Below are 18,699 nucleotides of genomic sequence, written 5' to 3'. Positions count from 1 at the left end.
TTCTTTATTTCTGGGTGTTGGGGTTGTCGTCGTCGGTATAGCGCTTGCGGAACAGCTTTTTGATCTCGGAGATGGGGGCGTCCCGCTCGATGAGTTCCCGCATGACCTCCTCGTCAGGCAGGATCTCCTGGCACTTCTTCAGCACATAGGCCGCGTGCTGCGGGGGCACGGCGCAGATGCCGGAGTCATCGGCGATGATCAGGTCGCCGGGGTTGATCTGGATACCGGCCAGCACCACGGGGCCGTTGATCTCCATGGCCTCGATGCGGCACTTGCCCGTCTTGGGCGTTGCGCCCCGGCACCAGGTGGGCACGCCATACTTGCGGATCTCGCCCACGTCCCGCACCGCGCCGTCGATGACTACGCCCTCCAGGCCGCGGATCTTGGCGGAGACAAAGGACTGGCCGCCCATGCTGCTCATCTCGGTCATGCCGCCGGCGTCGCCCACCAGCACGTCGCCGGGCTCGGCCAGATAGTTGACCTCCCGGGAGGCCATTTTGATAAAGTCGTGGTCCCGCAGGCCCTGGGTGGTGGTCTTCTCAATGGGGATGCTGCGCAGGGTCACGGCGGTGCCCACGATCAGGTGGCCGGGCTCGATGGGGGGCAGCACGTTGGCGGGGATGACCTTGTTATAGCCCAGGGCGTCCAGAATGTCGCTGACCGTGCCGGTCAGGTCATCCTCCAGGGCCTTAAAGCCGTCTACGATCTCCTTGGGCACCCGGGGGAACTTGATCTTCTTGATGTTCTCCTTGTCGATCACGCCCCAGATGCGGCCAGCGGCCTTATACTCCTCGTACTCGGCCTCAACTTTCGGGTCCATCATGCGAAAAACTTCCTTTCTCGTTTCAAAGCTGGCGTTCCGGCCTTATTTATAGCGGGCGCGGAACAGGGGGCGCAGCTCGGAGATGGGGGCCTTGCTCTCGATGAGCTGGCGCATGCGCTCCTCGCTGGCGGCGATCTTCAGGCACTGCTCCAGAACGGGCTCGGCCAGCTCATAGGGGACGATGCACACGCCGGAGTCGTCGGCCACCATCAGGTCGCCGGGGATGACCAGCTTGCCGCACAGGGTGACGGGGCCGTTCATCTCCACGCACTCCATGCGGTATTTGCCGGTGATCTGGGTGGTGCCGCAGGAGAACACGGGGTAGTTATAGTCCCGGATGGAGGACACGTCCCGGCAGCAGCCGTTGACGATGTTGCCCGCGAAGCCGCAGTTCTTGCCCACGGTGCAGCTCTGGCCGCCCATGTTGGACACATCCAGGTTGCCGCCGAAGTCAGACACCAGCACGTCGCCGGGCTCGCCGATGTAATAGATGTCACGGGTGGACATGGCGATGAAGTCGTGGTCGTGGGCGCCCTGGGTGGGGGTCTTGCGCACGGGGATGTTGCGGATGGTCACGGCGGGGCCGCAGATCTTGCTGCCGGGGATGACGGGCTTCAGGTAAGAGGAGGGGATGGCGCCGTCGATGCCATAGCCGTCCAGCACGTCAGAGACGGTGGTGGACATGTCATCCATGGACAGATAGCCGTCGATGATCTCCTTCTTCACACGGGGGAACTTGATCTTGGTGATGCGCTCACGGGGGACCAGGCCCCAGATGCGCCCGGCGGCCTCGTACTCGGCGTAGTCCTTGTCGCGCTGGGCGCGCTGCTCCGCCACTTCCTTGTTATACACTTCGACCTGACTCAGATCCATGATTTCAGCAACTCCTTTGCGTCGGTGTTCTAAAATGTTTCCAAAAGGGAAACTTGGTTCACCGATATCCTAGCATAATGCAAGATAGACTTCAAGAAGTTTAACACACTACAGAAAAAGTTTGGAGTTGTGAATAATTTCGGGTTTCCAAATTGATAGAATAAAACAATAAAGTTTCTTAATAGAAAACTATCGTCTGTGATGTTCCCGTTTATTTCAGAGAGTCTCCCACCGTTCCCCGGGTCAGATCCCGGGACATCTCGGCGGCGATCTCCGTCACCAAAAAGATATACCGGTCCAGCTTGGCGTCGTCCACCCGCATCCGGGGGGCGCCGATGGAGATGGCGGCCCACACATTGCCCGACTCGTCCCGCACCGGCGCGCCGATGCCGATGGTCTCGATGTTCAGCTCCCCGTCGCTGATGGCATAGCCCTGCTTGCGGATGGCGGCATACTCCTCCAAAAGGGCCTGGGGGGAGGTGATGGTGCGGGGGGTGAAGGGGGTGAGCGGCTCGTCCATCAGGCGGCGGCGGATCTCCTCCTCGTCCTGAAAGGCCCCCAGCACCTTGCCCGTGGAACCGGCGTACAGGGGCCGCTCCTGGCCCACGCTGCCCGCCACCCGCACCAGCTGGAGGCTCTCCTCCCGATAGATCAGGTTGGCCTTGCCCCCCACCAGCATACTGAAGGAGGCGTTCTCCCCCGTCAGGTCCCGCAGGCGGATGAGATAGGGCCGGATCATCCGGGACAGGCCGATCCGGTCCTCATAGGTCTTGCCCAGGATATACACCGCCGGGCCAAGGGTATATTTCCGGTCCACCGTCTGGGCGGCCAGTCCGTTCTGGACCAGGGCGGCCAGCAGCTTATAGGTGCCGCTTTTGCTGCACCCGATCTTCTCCCCCAGCTCGGTCACGCCGTGGACATAAGGGGCCTGCCCCAGCAGCTTGAGCAGGGCGGCGGTCTTTTCGGCTGAATTCATAGTTCTGCTCCTTCCAAAAGCATGTTTGGTGCCATTGTACAAGGTTTCCATTTTCGCGTCAAGAGTTTCCTGTGTGGAAACTTTTCTGTTTCTGCATGAATCGCTGCATTTTTGCCCCCAGTAAAATTCAGGGGTGGCGTTTTTGCAGAGAATCAGGTATGATAAACATTAACAAGCGTGCCCTATCCCCTGTGTGGCGGGTACAAAAAAATTTGGGAAGTACGGAAGGAGAGAGACCCATGATCGTCATTGCCTGCGTGGATGACCGGATGGGGATGCTGTTCAACCGCCGCCGCCAGAGCCAGGACGCCGCCCTGCGGCAGCGCCTGCTACAACGGGCAGCCGGGCGGACCATCTGGATGTCGGAATACTCCGCCCGGCAGTTTGCCGACTGCCAGGCGGACAACATCCGCGTCAGCGACCACTGCGCAGACCAGGCCGGGGCCGGGGAGCTGTGGTTCGTGGAGGACGGGCGGGAGCTCATCGGGGCCCGGGGGGCGGAGGAGCTGGTGCTCTATCGCTGGAACCGGAGCTACCCCGGCGACGTGACCTTCCCCTGGCCCCTGACGGGCTGGAAGCTGGTAGAGACCGCCGACTTTCCCGGCACATCCCACGAGAAGATCACAGAGGAGGTCTATAGACCATGACACGATTCAGCCAATGGAAGAAACTAAAGCTCTTCCCCCTGCTGCTGGCCCTGGTGCTGGCCCTGTCCGCCTGTCAGGGCGCGCTGCCCGGGGACTGGAGCCAAGCGGCGGGGGCCGTCTCCCTGGACGACATCCCCACCTATTCCGGCGACGCCTACATCGCCGTCAACGACAATCAGCCCTTCTTTACCCAGGACGAGCTGACCACAGAGGCCTTTGAGACCTACAGCGAGCTGGACAGCCTGGGCCGCTGCGGCACGGCCTACGCCAACATCTGCCGGGAGCTGATGCCCACCGAGCCCCGTGGCGACATCAGCTCGGTGAAGCCCACGGGCTGGCAGAGCGTGAAATATGACTTTGTAGACGGCAAGTCCCTGTACAACCGCTGCCACCTCATCGGCTTTCAGCTGGCGGGAGAGAACGCCAACCCCAAAAATCTCATCACCGGCACCCGCTATCTGAACATCGAGGGGATGCTCCCCTTCGAAAACCTGGTGGCCGACTATGTAAAAGAGACGGACCAGCACGTGCTCTATCGGGTCACCCCCGTGTTCCAGGGCCAGGACCTGGTGGCCCGGGGCGTGCTGATGGAGGGGCTGTCCGTGGAGGACAACGGCGAGGGCGTTACCTTTTGCGTCTACGCCTATAACGTGCAGCCCGGGGTGGACATCGACTACGCCACCGGGGACAACCACGCCTCCGACAGCCAGAGCGCCGGGGACGCCAGCCAGGCGGACCCTGCCCAGGGGACCTATGTGCTGAACATCAGCTCGAAAAAGTTCCATCTGCCCAGCTGCGGCGGCATCTCCGACATCAAGTCGTCCAACCGCCAGGACTACACCGGCCCCCGCCAGCCCCTTATCGACCAGGGCTATCAGCCCTGCGGGCGGTGCAAGCCATAAAATTTTCGCTCAAAATTTTTGCCATAGATGTACGAAACCGTCCCACCTTTGGGACGGTTTCTCTTTTGGGTAAAAGGGACTTTTTTCGTCCCGGATATCAAGGAGGAATTTTCTATGGCAAGCAGCAAGCACACCACGACCTATCAGCTCAATCAGTGGCTGGCCAGCGACCCGGTGCTGAGAGAGGACTTCAACAGCGACAACCTGAAGCTGGAGAACGCCCTGGCCGCGCTGGCCGCCGCCCTGAACACCAAGGCGGGCAGCGACCAGCTCACCGCCGTGGCCCAAACGGTGCCCAAAGTGGCGGTGGGCTCCTATGTGGGGGACGGGGCCGCCAGCAAGAGCATCGCCCTGCCCTTCACCCCCAAGGCGGTGTACGCCTGCCCCGTCCACGGCGGCACCCTGTGGATCCCCGAGGGCTCGGGCAACGGCACCACCTATACCTACGGCGGCCTGGCCGTCACTGGCCAAAACGCCATGACCTGGCGCGGCGGCCACGACGTGGTCGCCATCCAGACTGGCGGCTTCACGGTCTATTACTCCTACTACAGCAACGAGTTCATGTACGCCGCCGCCAACATGTCCGGCCAGACCTACGTCTACGTGGCCATCGGCTGATTATTTTTTGTCATTAAGCCTTCCCCCTTCCAGGAGGAAGGTGGCATGGCGCAGCCATGACGGATGAGGGTGACCCCCGTAAATTCAGCGGCCATCGACGGGCGGACACAGAGGTCCGCCCCTACACCAGGTTACGATGGCTCTTGTAGGGGCGGACCTCCGTGTCCGCCCGCGTATCCTTCGTCCCCAATAGTAAACCCCGGCGGCCCGAAAGCCGCCGGGGTTTTTGCTGTCTTGTGCTATTTTACTTCTCCATCAGCCCCACAAACTGCTGAAGCATCACGGCCATTTCGGCCCGGGTAGCGCCCGCGGTGGGAGCCAGAGTGTTGTTCCCGCGACCAGACAGGATGCCAGCGTTCACGGCCCAGGTCATGGACTGACCGGCCCAGCCGGAGATGCTGTCATAGTCGGCAAACTCCCGCACGGCCATGCCGCCCTGGGTGGTATCCATACCCTTGAGCTTGGCGTAGCCATACAGCATGGTGGCCAGCTGCTCCCGGGTGATGTTCTTCTCGGGCATGGTGCCGTCGGACACGCCATTGGTCTTGGCCCAGGTCATGGCCTTCTCATACCAGGTGGCCCCGCCGGTCACGTCCTGGCCGTCCAGCTTCGCCAGGATGGTCATCAGCATAGCACGGGTGGTGTTCTGCTCGCCGCCGAACAGGTTCTCCCCCACGCCGGACATCAGGCCCCGCTTGGCCGCAAAGTCCGCCGCATCGGCGTACCAGCTGTTGTCCGGCACGTCCACAAAGGTGGTCTTGCCGGGCTTGGTCTCGGTCTTGACGAAGGTGGCCTTCACGTCCACCTTGCTGTCGGGCATCACAAAGCTGTACTTGCCGTCGCCCTTGTCGGTGACAGAGACGCTGTTGCCCTTGCTGTCGGTGACGGTCACCTTGTCGATTTCGTAACCCGCATCGGGCTTCACGGTGATGGTAACAGTGTCGCCCTTACGGGCGTTAGAGCCGTTGTTCACCGTCACAGAGCCGTTATCCGCCTTGGGGGTGGAGACGGCGTAGCTGTTGTTCCGGCTGGAACCGCCGCCGCCGTGGCTGGTGGACTGATAGGTCACGGTCACGGTGCAGGGGGCAGTGCCGTCCACATAGTTGGCATTCTCGCCATACTTCACCGTGGCGGTGAAGGTATAGGTCTCGCTGCTGTTGGGCAGGGTGACGGAGAACGTGCCGCTCTCCTTGTTCGCTGTCACCTTCACATCGGCCTTGTCACAGGTGACGCTGACCTCGCCGTCCTCGGGCTTCTCCACCGTCAGGGTCACGGTACCGGAGCCGGTCAGGGCAGCCGGGTCGGCCTTGATGGTGATGGCGGGGGTGGCTTTGGTGATGGTCACAAACACCTCGGGCAGGGCCAGGGTGTAGTTCCCGGCATCCGTACCGGAGAGGGCAATGTCCTTGAGCGCAACGGCTTTCCCCTCGCCCACATTGGCATCCGCCACTTCGCCGGCGGCAGGCATGTCAGCGGTCACATCGTCGCCAGGCAGCACACCGGCCAGCTCGCCGCCGGTCAGGGCAACGGTGGTCGTCCCGTCATAGCTGCGGTCTGCAGCCTTCAGGCCGGTGATGGTCAGCGCAGCGGGGGTGACGGTCAGGGTCACATGGATGGTGTGGGTCGCACCGTCGCCGGTGCGCACAACGACCGCCTCGTTATATTCCCCGGCGGCCAGCTTATCTTTCGGCGTGACGATGATCTTCAAGCCATTTGCCACCGCCGTAAAGTGTTCGCTGCCGGTGACAGTGATAGAAGCATCCGCTTCCTCCGCAGGAGCAGCGACCTCAGTGTTTCCGGCAACGGGGGCGCCGCCGTAAACATAGCCCTCCAGAGCCAGCGTGTCGGGAACTTTGTACTGGCTGTCGGTCCAGTGGGCGGTGTAAGTAGTGCCGGCAGCAGCCTGGCCGGTCAGCTTGGTGTCACCGGCATACCAGCCGTCGAACACCTTGCCGTCGCCCATAACATAGACCGGCGTGTACAGACCGGTGGCAGCATCTTTGTTCCCGTTGATAACGTCAACAGACCCGCCGTCAGTCAGGCAGAGGATGTTGCTGGTAATGCTGCCCAGATCCTTGATCTCCTGTGTTACCTTATCCGCCGCCACATTCACGGCATAGACTGTAGCATGTTTGATAGAATTTACCTGGGCCTCTCCCCCGGTAGAATCTTTAAACGTCAGAGGAACACAGGCAGCGCCGCCGTTGATGACCAGCGTTTTGTCTTGATCGCCTATGCCATAAAAATCACCAATGCCCAAAGACTTCACACTGGGGATGTTGATGGTGGTCAGGCTGCTGTTGAGGAACACATTCAGCCCCAAGCTGATCTCACGGTCACCTGCATCAAAGGTCGTAAAAGATTTATTCTTGGAATACTTCTGGAATGCACGTTTGCCGATCTCCACGGGGATGCCGGGCAAGAAAGTCACAGATTCCAGCGTTCCGTCCGTTACGTTGCCGTCGGAGGCAAAGGCACACTCCCCGATTTTGGCCACGTTGGCCCCAATGGTCACAGTTTTGATCTTCTTATAGTTGTCATTTCCGTCATTGGAGAAGGCCTTGTCGGCAACCTCCGTCACCTTGACCCCGTCGATGGTACCCGGGATGATCACATTTTCCTTGGCCGCATCGTCGATATCGGGCTTGTACCCGGTGATGACTGCGGTGTACGCTCCATTCTGATAGCGCAGCTCATAGGAGAGGTTCTCCCAGGTCCCGCTTACACCGCCCAAGGTAAATTTGTCCGTTCCGCCCTTCAGCACTGCGTCCAGGGTCTCCATTGTCTGAGAGGGGATCGGGAACGATACGACCGCACCGGTATTGTCCAGAGCAAATGCGCCCCACTCTGTAATAGAACCGGGCAGCTTGACGGTCTTTTTGCCGGAACTTGTGCTATAGCGGAAGGCATTGGTACCTATCGTTGTCAGTGCGGTACAGGCGGACAGGTCGGTATCCTTCTGGCATGTGTAGTAAAAAGCCGAATCTCCAATGTGCTCCAGCTTGGCGGCTTTGGAAAAATCAACGGTTGTCAGCTTGCTGCAATACTGAAATGCGCCGCTGCCGATGTGTTTCACGTTTGCGCCCATGGTAACACTGGTCAGGGTAGTGTTCGCACCGTCATTCTTATTAGTGCCGGCAAACACTCCTTGTCCGATGCCGGTCACAAAATATGCAGCATCTCCAACAGACACTGTGTCCGGGATCACGATCTTACTCTGCTGTTTTCCCGCCTCTGTCAGTCCGGTGATCATAACAGAGTCGGCATTCTCCCAACCGAATGTAAAATACTCGTGGGTGGGCAGTTCCTGTCCAATCAGGGATACCTGATAGCCCCGCTGGGCACACATGTTATAAGCGTCTGCATCGGCCGGATCAAAGAGGAGCTGATAGCTGTCCAGACCGGCAAAGCAGGAGTTCCCGATGGAACTCAGCTGGCTGCCCTTTTCAAACGTCACCGTAAGAGCGGTCCGGGTCGGCTCCTCGCCCTCAACGGTGGAAGCATCCGTGGAAAACAGGGCGTTTCCCATCTCCTTCACCCCGGCGGGGATGGTTATGCTTGTAATAGCCGTGTTGGAAAAGGCACTGTTTCCGATGCTGGTCACGGTTTCGGGAATGGTGAACGTCTCCAGCGACTTAGCCGTACTGAAAAGCTGTGCGGGAAGCGCATCAACATTGGGGAAATTCTTGATTTCACGCAGGGATTCGCAGCTGTTGAATGCACCCTGTCCCGGGGTCGCCCCCGTCTCAAACTCTGTGCCAAAGCTGGGGCTGCCTGCAAAAGTGACCGATTCGATATTAGAATTGGAAAAAGCAAAGGAGTTTACAGAGCGCACGGACTTCGGGATGGTCACGCCGGTAAACTGAGCCTTCTGCATGGAGTTGCTGCCCAGAGCGGTGACTCCGTCTTTGATGGTGTAAGCCCCCGTCTCCTTCGCCAGAGCGAAGAAACGCAGCGCAAGCCCGTCCTGACCGTCCTCCGTGGTATAGCGCTCATAGATCACGTCATCTTCCACATAGAAGGGGCGTTCCGCATGGGGGGTCTCCTCCTGAATAGAGCGCAGCTGACGGCACTGGATCAGCGCATAGTCGCCGATGCTCTCCACGCTGGCGGGAATGGTAATGGTGCGGATGCTGGTGGTGCGGAATGCATGGCTGCTGATATGGGTCACGCTGCTGCCCTCCGCAAACTTCACCTGAGTAATGCGGGGATTTGCAATGTCGCTGACCATGCTAGCAGACACTTCGGTCCCCGCAGCATTCAGAATTGCCGCAATGGCCACGCCCCACGGGGCCGTGTGGCGGGTATAATCCTCCATTGCGCCGCTGCCGGAGATGGTCAGGGTATAGGCTTGGGCCTTGGTTCTGCCCTCGCCGGCATCCTCATAAAAGCGCCAGATCTTATTATCGTCACTGGCGGTGTAATAGAGGTCGTCGTTGTTCTCCTCCAGCGTCCAGCTTGTGCTGTCGCCGCAGGAGCCGGACAGCGCAACGTCTGCCCCCTCCGACGATTCCTCCGCCCACACCGCCGTCGGCAGTAATCCAACTACCAGACATAACGACATAAACAGCGCCAATAATCGTTTCTTCATACTCGCTTCCTCCTATAAAAAGTTCTGAAAAAATATAAAAAGACCCATTCCCGGCACGAAACTACTCCGTGTCGGAAATGGGTCTTTTCATCCAGATATTTAGATTCAGACAGCAAAAAGCGGCAGAGAAGCTGTTTACTGCTCTGCTCTGCTCTGCTCTGCTCTGCTCTGCTCTGCTCTGCTCTGCTCTGCTCTGCTCTGCTCTGCCGTCAGTATATGGGCACAGTTCCGCCATGTCAAGCTATTTTTCACGCGGCTCCTCCCCTTTCTGACGGTATAGGCTAATTATAGCACGATTTTCCTGGAAGTACAGAGCTTTACATGAAATGTAGGTTTTTTAGCGTGAAATGTCGGTAGGTTGCCTGTTACTGGTAATCAGGCGACCCTCTCCGCCCCCTGCGGGGCACCTTCCCTATCCCTTTTGTCCCTTCGGGACATTTCCCCTTGACAAGGGGAATCGGCCCCAACGGGGGAGGCAAGGGGGACGGGAGAAACGGATCGCCGCGTCGGCCCGCCGGGCCTCCTCGCAATGACAGGTGGTTTCAGGCAGTGCAACAGGTACGTCTTGGCTCCCCCTGTGGGGGAGCTGTCAGCGAAGCTGACTGAGAGGGCAACATCACTTCCCCCGCAGCTGCCAGAAGGCCACGGCGCTGGCGGCGGCCACGTTGAGGGAGTCCACGCCGTGGGCCATGGGGATACACACGGTGCAGTCGCACCGGGCGATGGTCTCCGGGTCTAAGCCGTCCCCCTCGGTGCCCAGGACCAGGGCCAGCCTGTCCCGCTCCAGCCGGGGGTCGTCGATGGACACGGCCCGGTCATCCAGGGCCATAGCCGCCGTCTCAAAGCCCAGCCTGCGCAGCCGCTCCAGCCCCGCCTGGGGCCAGTCCCCCTTCTTCTCCCCGATGTAGGTCCAGGGGACCTGGAACACGGTGCCCATGCTCACCCGCACCGCCCGGCGGCACATGGGATCGATGCAGGTGGGGGAGACCAGCACCCCGTCCATGCCCAATGCGGCGGCGGAGCGGAAGATGGCCCCCACGTTGGCCGCGTCCACGATGCCCTCCAGCACGGCCAGCCGCCGCGCCCCGGCGCACACCTGCTCCACCGTGGGCAGGGCGGGGCGGCGCATGGCGCACAGCACCCCACGTGTGAGGGCATAGCCGGTGATGCCGGAGAGCACCTCCCGCTCCCCCACGTAGATGGGCACGTCCCCCACTCTTTGGGCCAGGGGGCGGTCCTTGCCTTCTAATTGCCGCCGCTCCATCAGCAGAGAGACAGGCTGATAGCCCGCGTCCAGGGCGTGGCCGATGACCACAGCGCTCTCGGCGATGAACAGGCCGTCCTCCGGCCTGCGGCGGGAGCGCAGCTGGGCCTCGGTGAGGCGGGCGTACACGTCCAGCTGGGATGCCTGGGGGTCGGTGATCTCAACGACGTTCATGCTTATCCCTCCAGCCACTGCCGCAGTTCAAACAGGTCGGGGGCGATGTGGACCGGGTGAAAGTCGGCAAAGTCCCCCGCCGGGGTGGTCCCGTTGAGGACGGCGCAGAAGGGGCACCCGGCGTTTTTCGCCGCCCCGGCGTCCAGCACCGTGTCCCCGCAGAACAGCAGTTCCTCCGGCTTTAAGCCCATGCGCTCCAGGGCCATGTTCAGCCCCTGGGGGTCGGGCTTGGGGGCGTGGACGTCCTCGCTGCCGATGACGAACTCCAGCTGGTCCAGCAGGTGGTAGCGCTCCATGATGTATTGGATGGTGTCCCCCCGCTTGGTGCTGACGATGGCCGTCTTCACCCCGTGGCCGTGGAGGGCGCGCAGCAGCTCCTCCGCCCCGGGGAAGAGCACCGTCTCCCGGCGCTGGCGCTCCTTGGCCACCTCCAGAAACAGTGGGCGGAACTGGGCCCGGCGGGCGGGGTCGCTGTCCCCGGTGAGCATGGTATAGGCGTCCTCCAGCAGATAGCCGATGGTGCCCCGCACCGTCTCCCGGTCAGGGGCGGGCCAGCCCATTTTGGTAAAGCCATGTTGGAACCCGGCCACGATAGAGTCGGTGGCGTCGGCCAGGGTATAGTCAAAATCAAAGCACACTGCGCGGTAAGGCTGCATGTCGTTCCCTCATTTCTCAACTTTGTCCCGCCTATTTTACCACACCCGCCCCTTCAAGACAACAACTCCTAACTCATCCCCCCTAACTCCTAACTCCTAACTCCTAACTCCTAACTCTCCAAAAGTCCCTTGGCCCCATAGCGCAGGCAGCGCTGGAGCCGACGCTCCCCCCGCTTGATGGTGCGGGAGACGGTGGACTTGTCCACCCCCAGCTTCAGGCCGATCTCCCGCATGTTCAGCCCCTGGCCATAGTACAGCAGCATGGTCTCCCGCTGGCGGGGGGTGATATCCTCCTTCAAGGCCCGAATCAGGTTGCGCTTTAACAGGCTCAGCTCCTGGTCGTTGTCCGGGGCCATCTGGCGGTTATACACCGCCATGTCCACGGCAAAGCCCCGCCCTCTTCTATACCGTGTATCTGACATTTCTGCGATACCCCCTGTCGTAATAGTGTTCGGTGAGCACGGCCAGCTCCCTGGCCTCCCGCACCATGGTGGACAACATGCGGATGCGGTCCTGGAGCAGGCAGCGCTCCCTGGGATTCTTGGTCTGCTCCAGGCGCTGCTCCAGCTCCTTCACCCGGGCGGACAGCGTCTCCGCGTGGGCCCGGTATTCCACCGACAGTTCCTGCAAGGTCATGTAGATCTCCTCCTTCTTCTCTTCTGACGTCTCGGTCAGCCCTCTTCTTCCCGCGCCCGGCACAGGGGACACAGCGCCTCGTCCGTGTCATAGTTCTCCTCCCCGCACCGGGAGCAGTACCCCGCCCATAGGGCCTGACGGTCCCGCAGGGGCGGCAGCAAAACGGGCCGCTTGGTCCCCTCGATGGGGCCGCCGAAAAAAGAAAAAACTTTTTTTGCGAAAATGCTTGACAATCCCCCTTTCCCCTGCTATACTATCCCTTGCTGTTGGACAGTTGATGAGCGAACAACGAACACGCTGGTGTAGCTCAGTCGGTAGAGCAGCTGATTTGTAATCAGCAGGTCGGGGGTTCGAATCCGTCCACCAGCTCCACAACTGCATATGGAGGAGTTCCCGAGTGGCCAAAGGGGGCAGACTGTAAATCTGTTGCGTTTCGCTTCGGTGGTCCGAATCCACCCTCCTCCACCAACTCGTCGTAAGCCTTGTGCTTGCGACGAGTTTTTTTATTTCCCCGACCTCTGTGCCCAGCATAGCTTATCTGTCTTTTTCTGTCAATTGCTGTTTTTGTGCGCATTTCTCGTTTATATTATGGGAAACGGCTTTTTTCGGCGGGTATTTTTTGCGGATTTTCGTCCTCTTGAAATATCACCCCCCAGGACACACCCCCCGCTGCGGGACGTTTCCGTACACCTTTCTCTGAAATTTCCCGAATTTTTTTGAAAATTCTCCTTTCTTCCCCCTTTTTCCCCATGTGATTTGTCGAAAAAACGCGAAAAGCGCCCTGCGGGTCTTTCCCGCAGGGCGCTTTTTTGTGCAAAGAGCAGAATTCTTAGAAGTACTTCTTGATGCCGTCAGAGGCCAGAGACTCGTCGTCGCTGATGGTGATGGTGAACTTGATGTTGTGCTTCTCACCGAAGTTGTTCAGCCAATCCAGGAACTTCTCGGTCTCCAGGTCGGGCTCGCCCTCCACGATCTTGGTCAGGCTGTCGATGAAGACGTGGGTGATGTCGTAGTTGCCGGCGTACAGGCCGCTGATAAAGCCCTTCAGCGCGGTGTAGCTGTCGACGTTGTACTGGCTGGCCTCAACCAGGCGGATCTGATAATGAATATCGAAAGTCAGCTTATTGCCCTTTTCGATGCAAACAACATTGCCGTGCTCGGTCTGGACTGCATTGTTGATCATCTCGATCATCTGCTTGGTCTTGCCGGAGCCCTTCTTGCCCATGATGACTCGAATCATGTGTATCACTCCTTATACGTTTGGGGGCTGCTCCCCCTTTGCACTATAATTTTACCATACGCTCCCGGTTTTTTCAACCGGGATTCTGTGAATTTTCTCAAGCAGAGGTTTAAAGCCGCTGTTCCAGGCTCTCCCGCAGCTGCTCATACCCCGGCTTGCCCAGCAGGGCGAACATATTCTTCTTGTATGCCTCCACCCCAGGCTGGTCGAAGGGGTTCACCTTCAGCAGATAGCCGGACAGGCCGCACACATACTCGAAGAAATAGATCAGCTCGCCCACCGTGTCCTCGCCGATGGCGGGCAGCTCCAGCAGGATGTTGGGCACGCCGCCGTCCACGTGGGCCAGAATGGTCCCCCGCATGGCCTGCTCGGCCACAAAGGCCAGGGGCTTGCCGGACAGGAAGTTCAGCCCGTCCACATTGGCCGGGTCGTTGGGGATGATGAACTCCCCCTTGGGGGCAAACTTCACCACCGTCTCGAACATCAGCCGCTCCCCCTGCTGGATGTACTGGCCCATGGAGTGCAGGTCGGCGGTGAACTCCACGCTGGCGGGGAACAGGCCCTTGTTCTCCTTGCCCTCGCTCTCGCCATAGAGCTGCTTCCACCACTCAGAGAAGAAGCGGAAGCTGGGCTCGTAGCAGGCCAGCAGCTCCACCTTCTTGCCGCTTTCATACAGGGCGTTCCGGGCGGCGGCGTACTGCCAGGCGGGGTTGTCAAGACCGGGGGCGGACAGCGCCTCCATGGCCCGCTGGGCCCCGGCCATCAGCTGGTCGATGTCCAGTCCGGCGGCGGCGATGGGCAGCAGGCCCACGGCGGTGAGGACGGAGTACCGCCCGCCCACGTCGTCGGGCACCACAAACTCCTCATAGCCCTCCTGGTCGGCCAGGCCCTTCAGGGCGCCCCGGGCCTTGTCAGTGGTGGCATAGATGCGCTCCCGTGCCCCCTCCCGGCCATACTTCTCCTCCAGCATGGCCCGGAAGATGCGGAAGGCCACGGCGGGCTCGGTGGTCGTGCCCGACTTAGAGATGACGTTCACCGAGAAGTCCCGGTCCCCGATGAGGGCGATCAGCTCCAGCAGGGCGTCGGTGGACAGGCCGTTTCCGGCGAAATAGATGTCCAGGGTATTTTTCTGCTTCAGGTTATAGTTGGGGGAGGCCAGCAGCTCGATCACCGCCCGGGCCCCCAGATAGGAGCCGCCGATGCCGATGACCACCAGCACCTGGGACTGCTGCTGGATCTTCTTGGCCGCCGCCTTGATGCGGGCAAACTCCTCCTTGTCATAGTCCCGGGGCAGATTTACCCAGCCGGTAAAGTCCCCGCCGGGGCCGTTGTGCCGGGCCAGCATGTCCGCGGCCTGGGCCAGGTCGTCCTGACGGGCGGTCACATAGTCCTGGGGCAGAAATTGGTCCAGCTTGGAAAGGTCCAGTTTTAACATAATAGGTCCCTCCTAGAAAAATTCGGGAATACTGCTTGCCTGTATTATAGCACAGGTCGCCTGGATTTGGTATCAAATTCCCGCCGGAGAAAAAATCTTACTGCATCCACACGTTCCGGTCTACTTTTCCGCTGATGCCGCTGACCGATCCGCTGCTGGTGTACTGCCACATCTCAAAGTCATAATAGAAGCTGGGCACCGCGTTATACTCCGCCAGCCAGAAGGGGTACTGCACCACCTGGTCCAGGTCATAGAGGAGATAGCCGATGTACTGGTTGAAATAGATCATGGGCTGATAGCCCGCCTCCTCCACCGTCTGGCAGAAGGCGTTGGCCGCCGCCGTCACCTGGCCGCTGGTCATGCCGTCGGTGCGGGCGGAGTCGTTTCCGATGTTCTCCCAGTCGAAGACCACCGGGCCGGTGACGTCATAGCCCTGGATGGTGTCCAGGACGAACTGGGCCTCCTCCCGGGCCTCCTGGGCGCTGGTGGCCTGAGAGAAGAAATAGATGCCCACCTGGATGCCAGCGTCCAGGGCCCCCTGGATGTTGGCCCGGAACTGCTTGTCCTCGAACACGGTGCCGCTCTGGTAATACCGCCCGCCGCAGCGGATGATGGCAAAGTCGATGCCGTCCTCCGCCACCTTGGCCCAGTCGATGGTCCCCTGGTGGGAGGACACGTCGATGCCCGCCAGAGAGCCGTTCTCCTTGGTATAGGTCATCATGCCGTCGGAGCTGACAAAGGCGGCGTTGTCATAGTCGTTCACGGGCACCCCGTCCAGCTTCTCCAGCACGTGGGAGCTGAAGTGGATGTAATCGTCAAAGGCCATCACCTGCCACACGATGACGCTCAGTTCCGCCCGGGTGATGGAGTCGTTGGGCTTGAAATACCGCTTGCTGCCCGACTTCTCCCCCACCACCACGCCGTTTTGATACAGGGCGGTGACATAGCCGTCGCTGGTGTCGGCAAAGGGGCTGCTCTTGGTGGAAGCGGACAGGCCTAATGCCTTGGCCGCCAGCTGGGCGATGGTCAGCCGGGAGGCCGGGGCGTTCAGATCCACGGCGGCCTGGCTCTGAGTCAGCCAGCCGTGGTCCAGGGCATACTGCACATAGCCCGCGGCGTAGTGTCCCCCCTCCGGGGCGGGCTGGTCGCCGCTTCCGGCGGCCTTCACCACCATCAGGATGGCGTCCCCCGCCTTCACCGCGTCGTTGGGGCCAAAGCGCCCGTCGTCATAGCCGTTGATGACCCCCTGGCTGTTCAGGGTGGACACGAAGGGGGTGTACCAGTCCCCCTCCGCCACGTCGGAAAAGGGGGTGGTCCAGCCCTGGGGAATGTCCGGCGTCACGGCGGCCAGGGCGGGCTGCATCAGCAGTCCGATGGAAAGCGCCCCGCCCAAAGCGCGGCGCAGAAATTGCTGTTTCATGGTGTGCTCCTCTCTGATTTTGCTTGAAAAGAAATGGCCGATTTGATATAGTGCTCTTAACGCCATCATTCGACCTGATGTCCCTGCACATTATACCAGAGCCGCCCCCGCCGCGCAACGCCGGACCGCTCTGTTTTCCACGGAAGAATTTTTCAGCCAAAGGAGTCTTTCCCATGCACATCCCGTCCTGCCCCACCCAGGCCCTGGAGGTGGTCCCCTTCGACGCCGCCCTGGCCCAGGCGTTGGAACCCAGCCCCGAGTATGACATTACAAAATGGATATACGTCCCCAATCACTACGGGGAGTATCGTTATATCCTGGGCACCCGGGGGCAGCACCCCCTGATCTGCGTGGGCATCAACCCCTCCACCGCCGCCCCGGACGACCTGGACAACACCCTGAAGTCGGTGGAACGTGTGGCCCTGCACAACGGGTTTGACAGCTTCCTCATGTTCAACGTCTATGCCCAGCGGGCCACCCGGCCCGATGACATGGAGCCGGAGTGCAACCTGGCCCTCCACCGGGAGAACATGCGGGCCTTTGACTATGCCCTGTCCCTGGACGCGGCGGGCCATCCCGCCGTGTGGGCCGCCTGGGGCACCATCATTGAAAAGCGAAACTACTTGCCAACCTGCGTCCGGGACATGATCGCCCTGGGGCATGAGCGGGGGGCACAGTGGTTCTCCGCCGGAAAGCGCTCCAAAAAGGGCCACCCCCATCACCCCCTCTACCTCCGCAAGGACAGCCCGCTGGACCCCTTCGACGTGGAGAGCTACGTGGCGGATATCTTGGAAGAATAAATACGATTTGTATCCTAAAAGTGGTGTTTCAACATGATCCAAATTTCCAACCTTCCCCTCCCGGTAGACGGCAACCTGGACCTGCTGCGGAAAAAGGCCGCCCGGGCGCTGGGGCTGCGGCCTGGGGCGCTGGGGGAGCTGACCCTGCTGCGCCAGTCCATCGACGCCCGGAACAAGGGGGACGTCCACTACGTCTACACCGTGGGCCTGGACCTGCCCGACGAGGAGGCCGTGGTCCGCAGCGCACCGGGGAAAACCGTGACCCTGATCCAGCCCAAGCACTATGTCTTCCCGGCGGTGACCCGCCGCTCCCCCCTGCCCCCGGTGGTGGTGGGTATGGGGCCGGCGGGACTGTTTGCCGCATTGTTTCTGGCCCGGAACGGTCTGCCCTGCGTGGTACTGGAACGAGGTCAGGATGTGGACCGGCGCACGGCGGACGTGGAGCGCTTCTGGTCCACAGGAGAACTGGACCCCACCTCTAACGTACAGTTCGGCGAGGGGGGCGCAGGCACCTTCTCTGACGGCAAGCTGACCACCGGCACCCACGACCCCCGCATCTCCGCCGTGCTGGACGCCCTAATCGACGCCGGGGCCCCGGCGGACGTGCGCTGGTCCCACAAGCCCCACATCGGCACCGACGTGCTGCGCCAGACGGTGAAGCGCATCCGTCAGGAGCTTATCTCTCTGGGCTGCGACGTGCGCTTTGGGCACCGGCTGACCGGACTGGAGCAGTCCGGCGGGGCGCTGTCCGCCCTCACGGTGGAGGGGCCCCAGGGCCCCTATACCCTGCCCTGCGACGCTTTGATCCTGGCCCCCGGCCACTCCGCCCGGGATACCTTTGCCATGCTGGCCCAGGCGGGGGTTCCCATGGAGAAAAAACCCTTTGCCATCGGCGTGCGCATCGAGCACGATCAGAGCGCCGTCAGCCTGGCCCAATACGGCCCGGCGGCGGACCGGCTGCCCCCTCGGACTATAAGCTGGCCTGTCACCTGCCCTCCGGCCGCTCCGCCTTCACCTTCTGTGTCTGTCCCGGCGGACAGGTGGTGGCCGCCGCCTCCACCCCCGGAGAACTGGTGACCAACGGCATGAGCCTGCGGGCCAGAGATGGGGCCAACATCAACGGCGGCTTTCTGGTGGGAGTCACCCCGGAGGACTTCCCCGGGGACGACGTGCTGGCCGGGGTTCGCTTTCAGCAGCAATGGGAGCGGGCCGCATTCCTCCAGGGCGGCGAAACCTTCTCCGCTCCCGCCCAGCGCTTGGAGGATTTTCTGCATTCCCGCCCCTCCGACGGGCCGGGGGCCGTCCTGCCCACCTATCGCCCCGGGGTGCGCTGGGGCCAGCTGGACCCCTGCCTGCCCGGCTACGTCACAAATACCCTCCGCCAGGCCCTGCCCCTGATGGACCGGAAGCTCCACGGCTTTGCCGCCCCCGACGCCGTCCTCACCGGGGTGGAGACCCGCTCCTCCTCCCCCGTTCGCATCCTGCGGGATGCGCGGCTCCAGTCCGCCCTGTCCGGCCTCTACCCCTGCGGCGAGGGCGCAGGCTACGCCGGAGGCATCGTCTCCGCCGCCGTGGACGGCATCCGGGTGGCCGAGGCGGTGGCACAGGGCCTGTAAAGCTTCCGCAATCTCCTCCAAGCATTCA

General features: G+C 61.3%; 16 protein-coding genes, 2 tRNA genes and 1 pseudogene. 7 read left to right on the top strand and 12 right to left on the bottom strand.

Annotated features, from left to right (window positions below; all coding sequences use genetic code 11):
* Nucleotides 1-4: 4 nt before the first annotated feature.
* From ACSAMP_RS06380 to ACSAMP_RS06370, 3 genes are all read right to left on the bottom strand, one after another.
* On the bottom strand, nucleotides 5-823 hold the full coding sequence (locus ACSAMP_RS06380; protein ID WP_441796371.1) for an RraA family protein: 819 nt from the start codon (nucleotides 821-823) through the stop codon (nucleotides 5-7).
* Between the two features lie 42 nt (nucleotides 824-865).
* Entirely contained in the window at nucleotides 866-1,696 is an 831-nt protein-coding gene (locus ACSAMP_RS06375) for an RraA family protein (RefSeq protein ID WP_441796372.1), read from the bottom strand.
* Between the two features lie 211 nt (nucleotides 1,697-1,907).
* The gene (locus tag ACSAMP_RS06370; protein ID WP_441796373.1) at nucleotides 1,908-2,672 is read right to left on the bottom strand and encodes an IclR family transcriptional regulator; all 765 of its coding nucleotides are present in this window, start codon (nucleotides 2,670-2,672) and stop codon (nucleotides 1,908-1,910) included.
* 239 nt (nucleotides 2,673-2,911) lie between these two features.
* Here ACSAMP_RS06370 and ACSAMP_RS06365 point away from each other — a divergent pair, with 239 nt between their 5' ends.
* The 3 genes from ACSAMP_RS06365 to ACSAMP_RS06355 all read left to right on the top strand — a co-directional run bounded on the left by ACSAMP_RS06365 (nucleotide 2,912) and on the right by ACSAMP_RS06355 (nucleotide 4,839).
* Entirely contained in the window at nucleotides 2,912-3,319 is a 408-nt protein-coding gene (locus ACSAMP_RS06365; protein WP_441796374.1) for a ribonuclease Z, read from the top strand.
* A complete protein-coding gene (locus ACSAMP_RS06360) occupies nucleotides 3,316-4,221 on the top strand; it encodes a DNA/RNA non-specific endonuclease (RefSeq protein ID WP_457799861.1) in 906 nt (301 codons plus the stop codon). Before ACSAMP_RS06365 ends, ACSAMP_RS06360 begins: the two co-directional genes overlap by 4 nt.
* A gap of 114 nt (nucleotides 4,222-4,335) precedes the next feature.
* Nucleotides 4,336-4,839, top strand: a complete 504-nt coding sequence (locus ACSAMP_RS06355; RefSeq protein ID WP_441796376.1) for a hypothetical protein — start codon at nucleotides 4,336-4,338, stop codon at nucleotides 4,837-4,839.
* 244 nt (nucleotides 4,840-5,083) lie between these two features.
* Here ACSAMP_RS06355 and ACSAMP_RS06350 read toward each other — a convergent pair whose 3' ends face one another.
* The 6 genes from ACSAMP_RS06350 to ACSAMP_RS06325 all read right to left on the bottom strand — a co-directional run bounded on the left by ACSAMP_RS06350 (nucleotide 5,084) and on the right by ACSAMP_RS06325 (nucleotide 12,393).
* Entirely contained in the window at nucleotides 5,084-9,430 is a 4,347-nt protein-coding gene (locus ACSAMP_RS06350; RefSeq protein WP_457799860.1) for a leucine-rich repeat protein, read from the bottom strand.
* A gap of 616 nt (nucleotides 9,431-10,046) precedes the next feature.
* On the bottom strand, nucleotides 10,047-10,868 hold the full coding sequence (locus ACSAMP_RS06345; protein ID WP_457799859.1) for a TrmH family RNA methyltransferase: 822 nt from the start codon (nucleotides 10,866-10,868) through the stop codon (nucleotides 10,047-10,049).
* 2 nt (nucleotides 10,869-10,870) lie between these two features.
* Nucleotides 10,871-11,524: an HAD family hydrolase gene (locus ACSAMP_RS06340; RefSeq protein WP_441796380.1), complete on the bottom strand. Its 654-nt coding sequence runs from the start codon at nucleotides 11,522-11,524 to the stop codon at nucleotides 10,871-10,873.
* A gap of 110 nt (nucleotides 11,525-11,634) precedes the next feature.
* Nucleotides 11,635-11,946 (bottom strand): sigma-70 family RNA polymerase sigma factor, encoded by a 312-nt coding sequence (locus ACSAMP_RS06335; RefSeq protein WP_457799858.1) that lies wholly within the window; start codon nucleotides 11,944-11,946, stop codon nucleotides 11,635-11,637.
* Complete coding sequence (locus ACSAMP_RS06330; RefSeq protein WP_441796382.1) at nucleotides 11,927-12,160, bottom strand: hypothetical protein; 234 nt, start codon at nucleotides 12,158-12,160, stop codon at nucleotides 11,927-11,929. The genes ACSAMP_RS06335 and ACSAMP_RS06330 overlap by 20 nt, the downstream gene beginning before the upstream one ends.
* Before the next feature lie 35 nt (nucleotides 12,161-12,195).
* Nucleotides 12,196-12,393, bottom strand: coding sequence for an RING finger protein (locus ACSAMP_RS06325; RefSeq protein ID WP_441796383.1), 198 nt, complete (start codon nucleotides 12,391-12,393; stop codon nucleotides 12,196-12,198).
* 63 nt (nucleotides 12,394-12,456) lie between these two features.
* Between ACSAMP_RS06325 and ACSAMP_RS06320 the strand changes: the two genes are divergently transcribed.
* A tRNA-Thr gene (locus tag ACSAMP_RS06320) sits at nucleotides 12,457-12,532 on the top strand.
* A gap of 11 nt (nucleotides 12,533-12,543) precedes the next feature.
* Nucleotides 12,544-12,628: transfer RNA gene (locus ACSAMP_RS06315), tRNA-Tyr, on the top strand.
* Between the two features lie 361 nt (nucleotides 12,629-12,989).
* Here the strand turns inward: ACSAMP_RS06315 and ACSAMP_RS06310 are convergent.
* From ACSAMP_RS06310 to ACSAMP_RS06300, 3 genes are all read right to left on the bottom strand, one after another.
* Nucleotides 12,990-13,400 carry a hypothetical protein gene (locus tag ACSAMP_RS06310; protein ID WP_147562820.1) on the bottom strand — a complete coding sequence of 137 codons (411 nt, stop codon included), beginning with the start codon at nucleotides 13,398-13,400 and terminating at the stop codon, nucleotides 12,990-12,992.
* Nucleotides 13,401-13,509: 109 nt separating this feature from the next.
* Nucleotides 13,510-14,835: a glucose-6-phosphate isomerase gene (locus ACSAMP_RS06305; protein ID WP_457799857.1), complete on the bottom strand. Its 1,326-nt coding sequence runs from the start codon at nucleotides 14,833-14,835 to the stop codon at nucleotides 13,510-13,512.
* Nucleotides 14,836-14,932: 97 nt separating this feature from the next.
* Complete coding sequence (locus ACSAMP_RS06300; protein ID WP_457799856.1) at nucleotides 14,933-16,255, bottom strand: GH25 family lysozyme; 1,323 nt, start codon at nucleotides 16,253-16,255, stop codon at nucleotides 14,933-14,935.
* 173 nt (nucleotides 16,256-16,428) lie between these two features.
* On the opposite strand from ACSAMP_RS06300, the gene ACSAMP_RS06295 reads away from it, so the two are divergent.
* On the top strand, nucleotides 16,429-17,055 hold the full coding sequence (locus ACSAMP_RS06295) for a DUF1643 domain-containing protein (RefSeq protein WP_441796386.1): 627 nt from the start codon (nucleotides 16,429-16,431) through the stop codon (nucleotides 17,053-17,055).
* Between the two features lie 33 nt (nucleotides 17,056-17,088).
* A pseudogene (locus ACSAMP_RS06290) lies at nucleotides 17,089-18,671 on the top strand (NAD(P)/FAD-dependent oxidoreductase).
* Nucleotides 18,672-18,699: the final 28 nt, after the last annotated feature.

It is taken from the genome of Flintibacter sp. SJQ-8 (genome assembly GCF_054108085.1).
Note: the sequence above shows the minus strand (reverse complement) of the source record. Positions and strands in the feature narration are given on the sequence as shown.

Excerpts from the sequence above, each read along its gene's own strand:
- ACSAMP_RS06295 (WP_441796386.1), top strand. The coding sequence starts at position 16,429 with ATGCACATCCCGTCCTGCCCCACCCAGGCCCTGGAGGTGGTCCCCTTC.
- ACSAMP_RS06305 (WP_457799857.1), bottom strand. The coding sequence starts at position 14,835 with ATGTTAAAACTGGACCTTTCCAAGCTGGACCAATTTCTGCCCCAGGAC.
- ACSAMP_RS06360 (WP_457799861.1), top strand. The coding sequence starts at position 3,316 with ATGACACGATTCAGCCAATGGAAGAAACTAAAGCTCTTCCCCCTGCTG.
- ACSAMP_RS06355 (WP_441796376.1), top strand. The coding sequence starts at position 4,336 with ATGGCAAGCAGCAAGCACACCACGACCTATCAGCTCAATCAGTGGCTG.
- ACSAMP_RS06335 (WP_457799858.1), bottom strand. The coding sequence starts at position 11,946 with ATGTCAGATACACGGTATAGAAGAGGGCGGGGCTTTGCCGTGGACATG.
- ACSAMP_RS06365 (WP_441796374.1), top strand. The coding sequence starts at position 2,912 with ATGATCGTCATTGCCTGCGTGGATGACCGGATGGGGATGCTGTTCAAC.
- ACSAMP_RS06300 (WP_457799856.1), bottom strand. The coding sequence starts at position 16,255 with ATGAAACAGCAATTTCTGCGCCGCGCTTTGGGCGGGGCGCTTTCCATC.
- ACSAMP_RS06330 (WP_441796382.1), bottom strand. The coding sequence starts at position 12,160 with ATGACCTTGCAGGAACTGTCGGTGGAATACCGGGCCCACGCGGAGACG.
- ACSAMP_RS06370 (WP_441796373.1), bottom strand. The coding sequence starts at position 2,672 with ATGAATTCAGCCGAAAAGACCGCCGCCCTGCTCAAGCTGCTGGGGCAG.
- ACSAMP_RS06340 (WP_441796380.1), bottom strand. The coding sequence starts at position 11,524 with ATGCAGCCTTACCGCGCAGTGTGCTTTGATTTTGACTATACCCTGGCC.
- ACSAMP_RS06350 (WP_457799860.1), bottom strand. The coding sequence starts at position 9,430 with ATGAAGAAACGATTATTGGCGCTGTTTATGTCGTTATGTCTGGTAGTT.
- ACSAMP_RS06345 (WP_457799859.1), bottom strand. The coding sequence starts at position 10,868 with ATGAACGTCGTTGAGATCACCGACCCCCAGGCATCCCAGCTGGACGTG.
- ACSAMP_RS06380 (WP_441796371.1), bottom strand. The coding sequence starts at position 823 with ATGATGGACCCGAAAGTTGAGGCCGAGTACGAGGAGTATAAGGCCGCT.
- ACSAMP_RS06375 (WP_441796372.1), bottom strand. The coding sequence starts at position 1,696 with ATGGATCTGAGTCAGGTCGAAGTGTATAACAAGGAAGTGGCGGAGCAG.
- ACSAMP_RS06310 (WP_147562820.1), bottom strand. The coding sequence starts at position 13,400 with ATGATTCGAGTCATCATGGGCAAGAAGGGCTCCGGCAAGACCAAGCAG.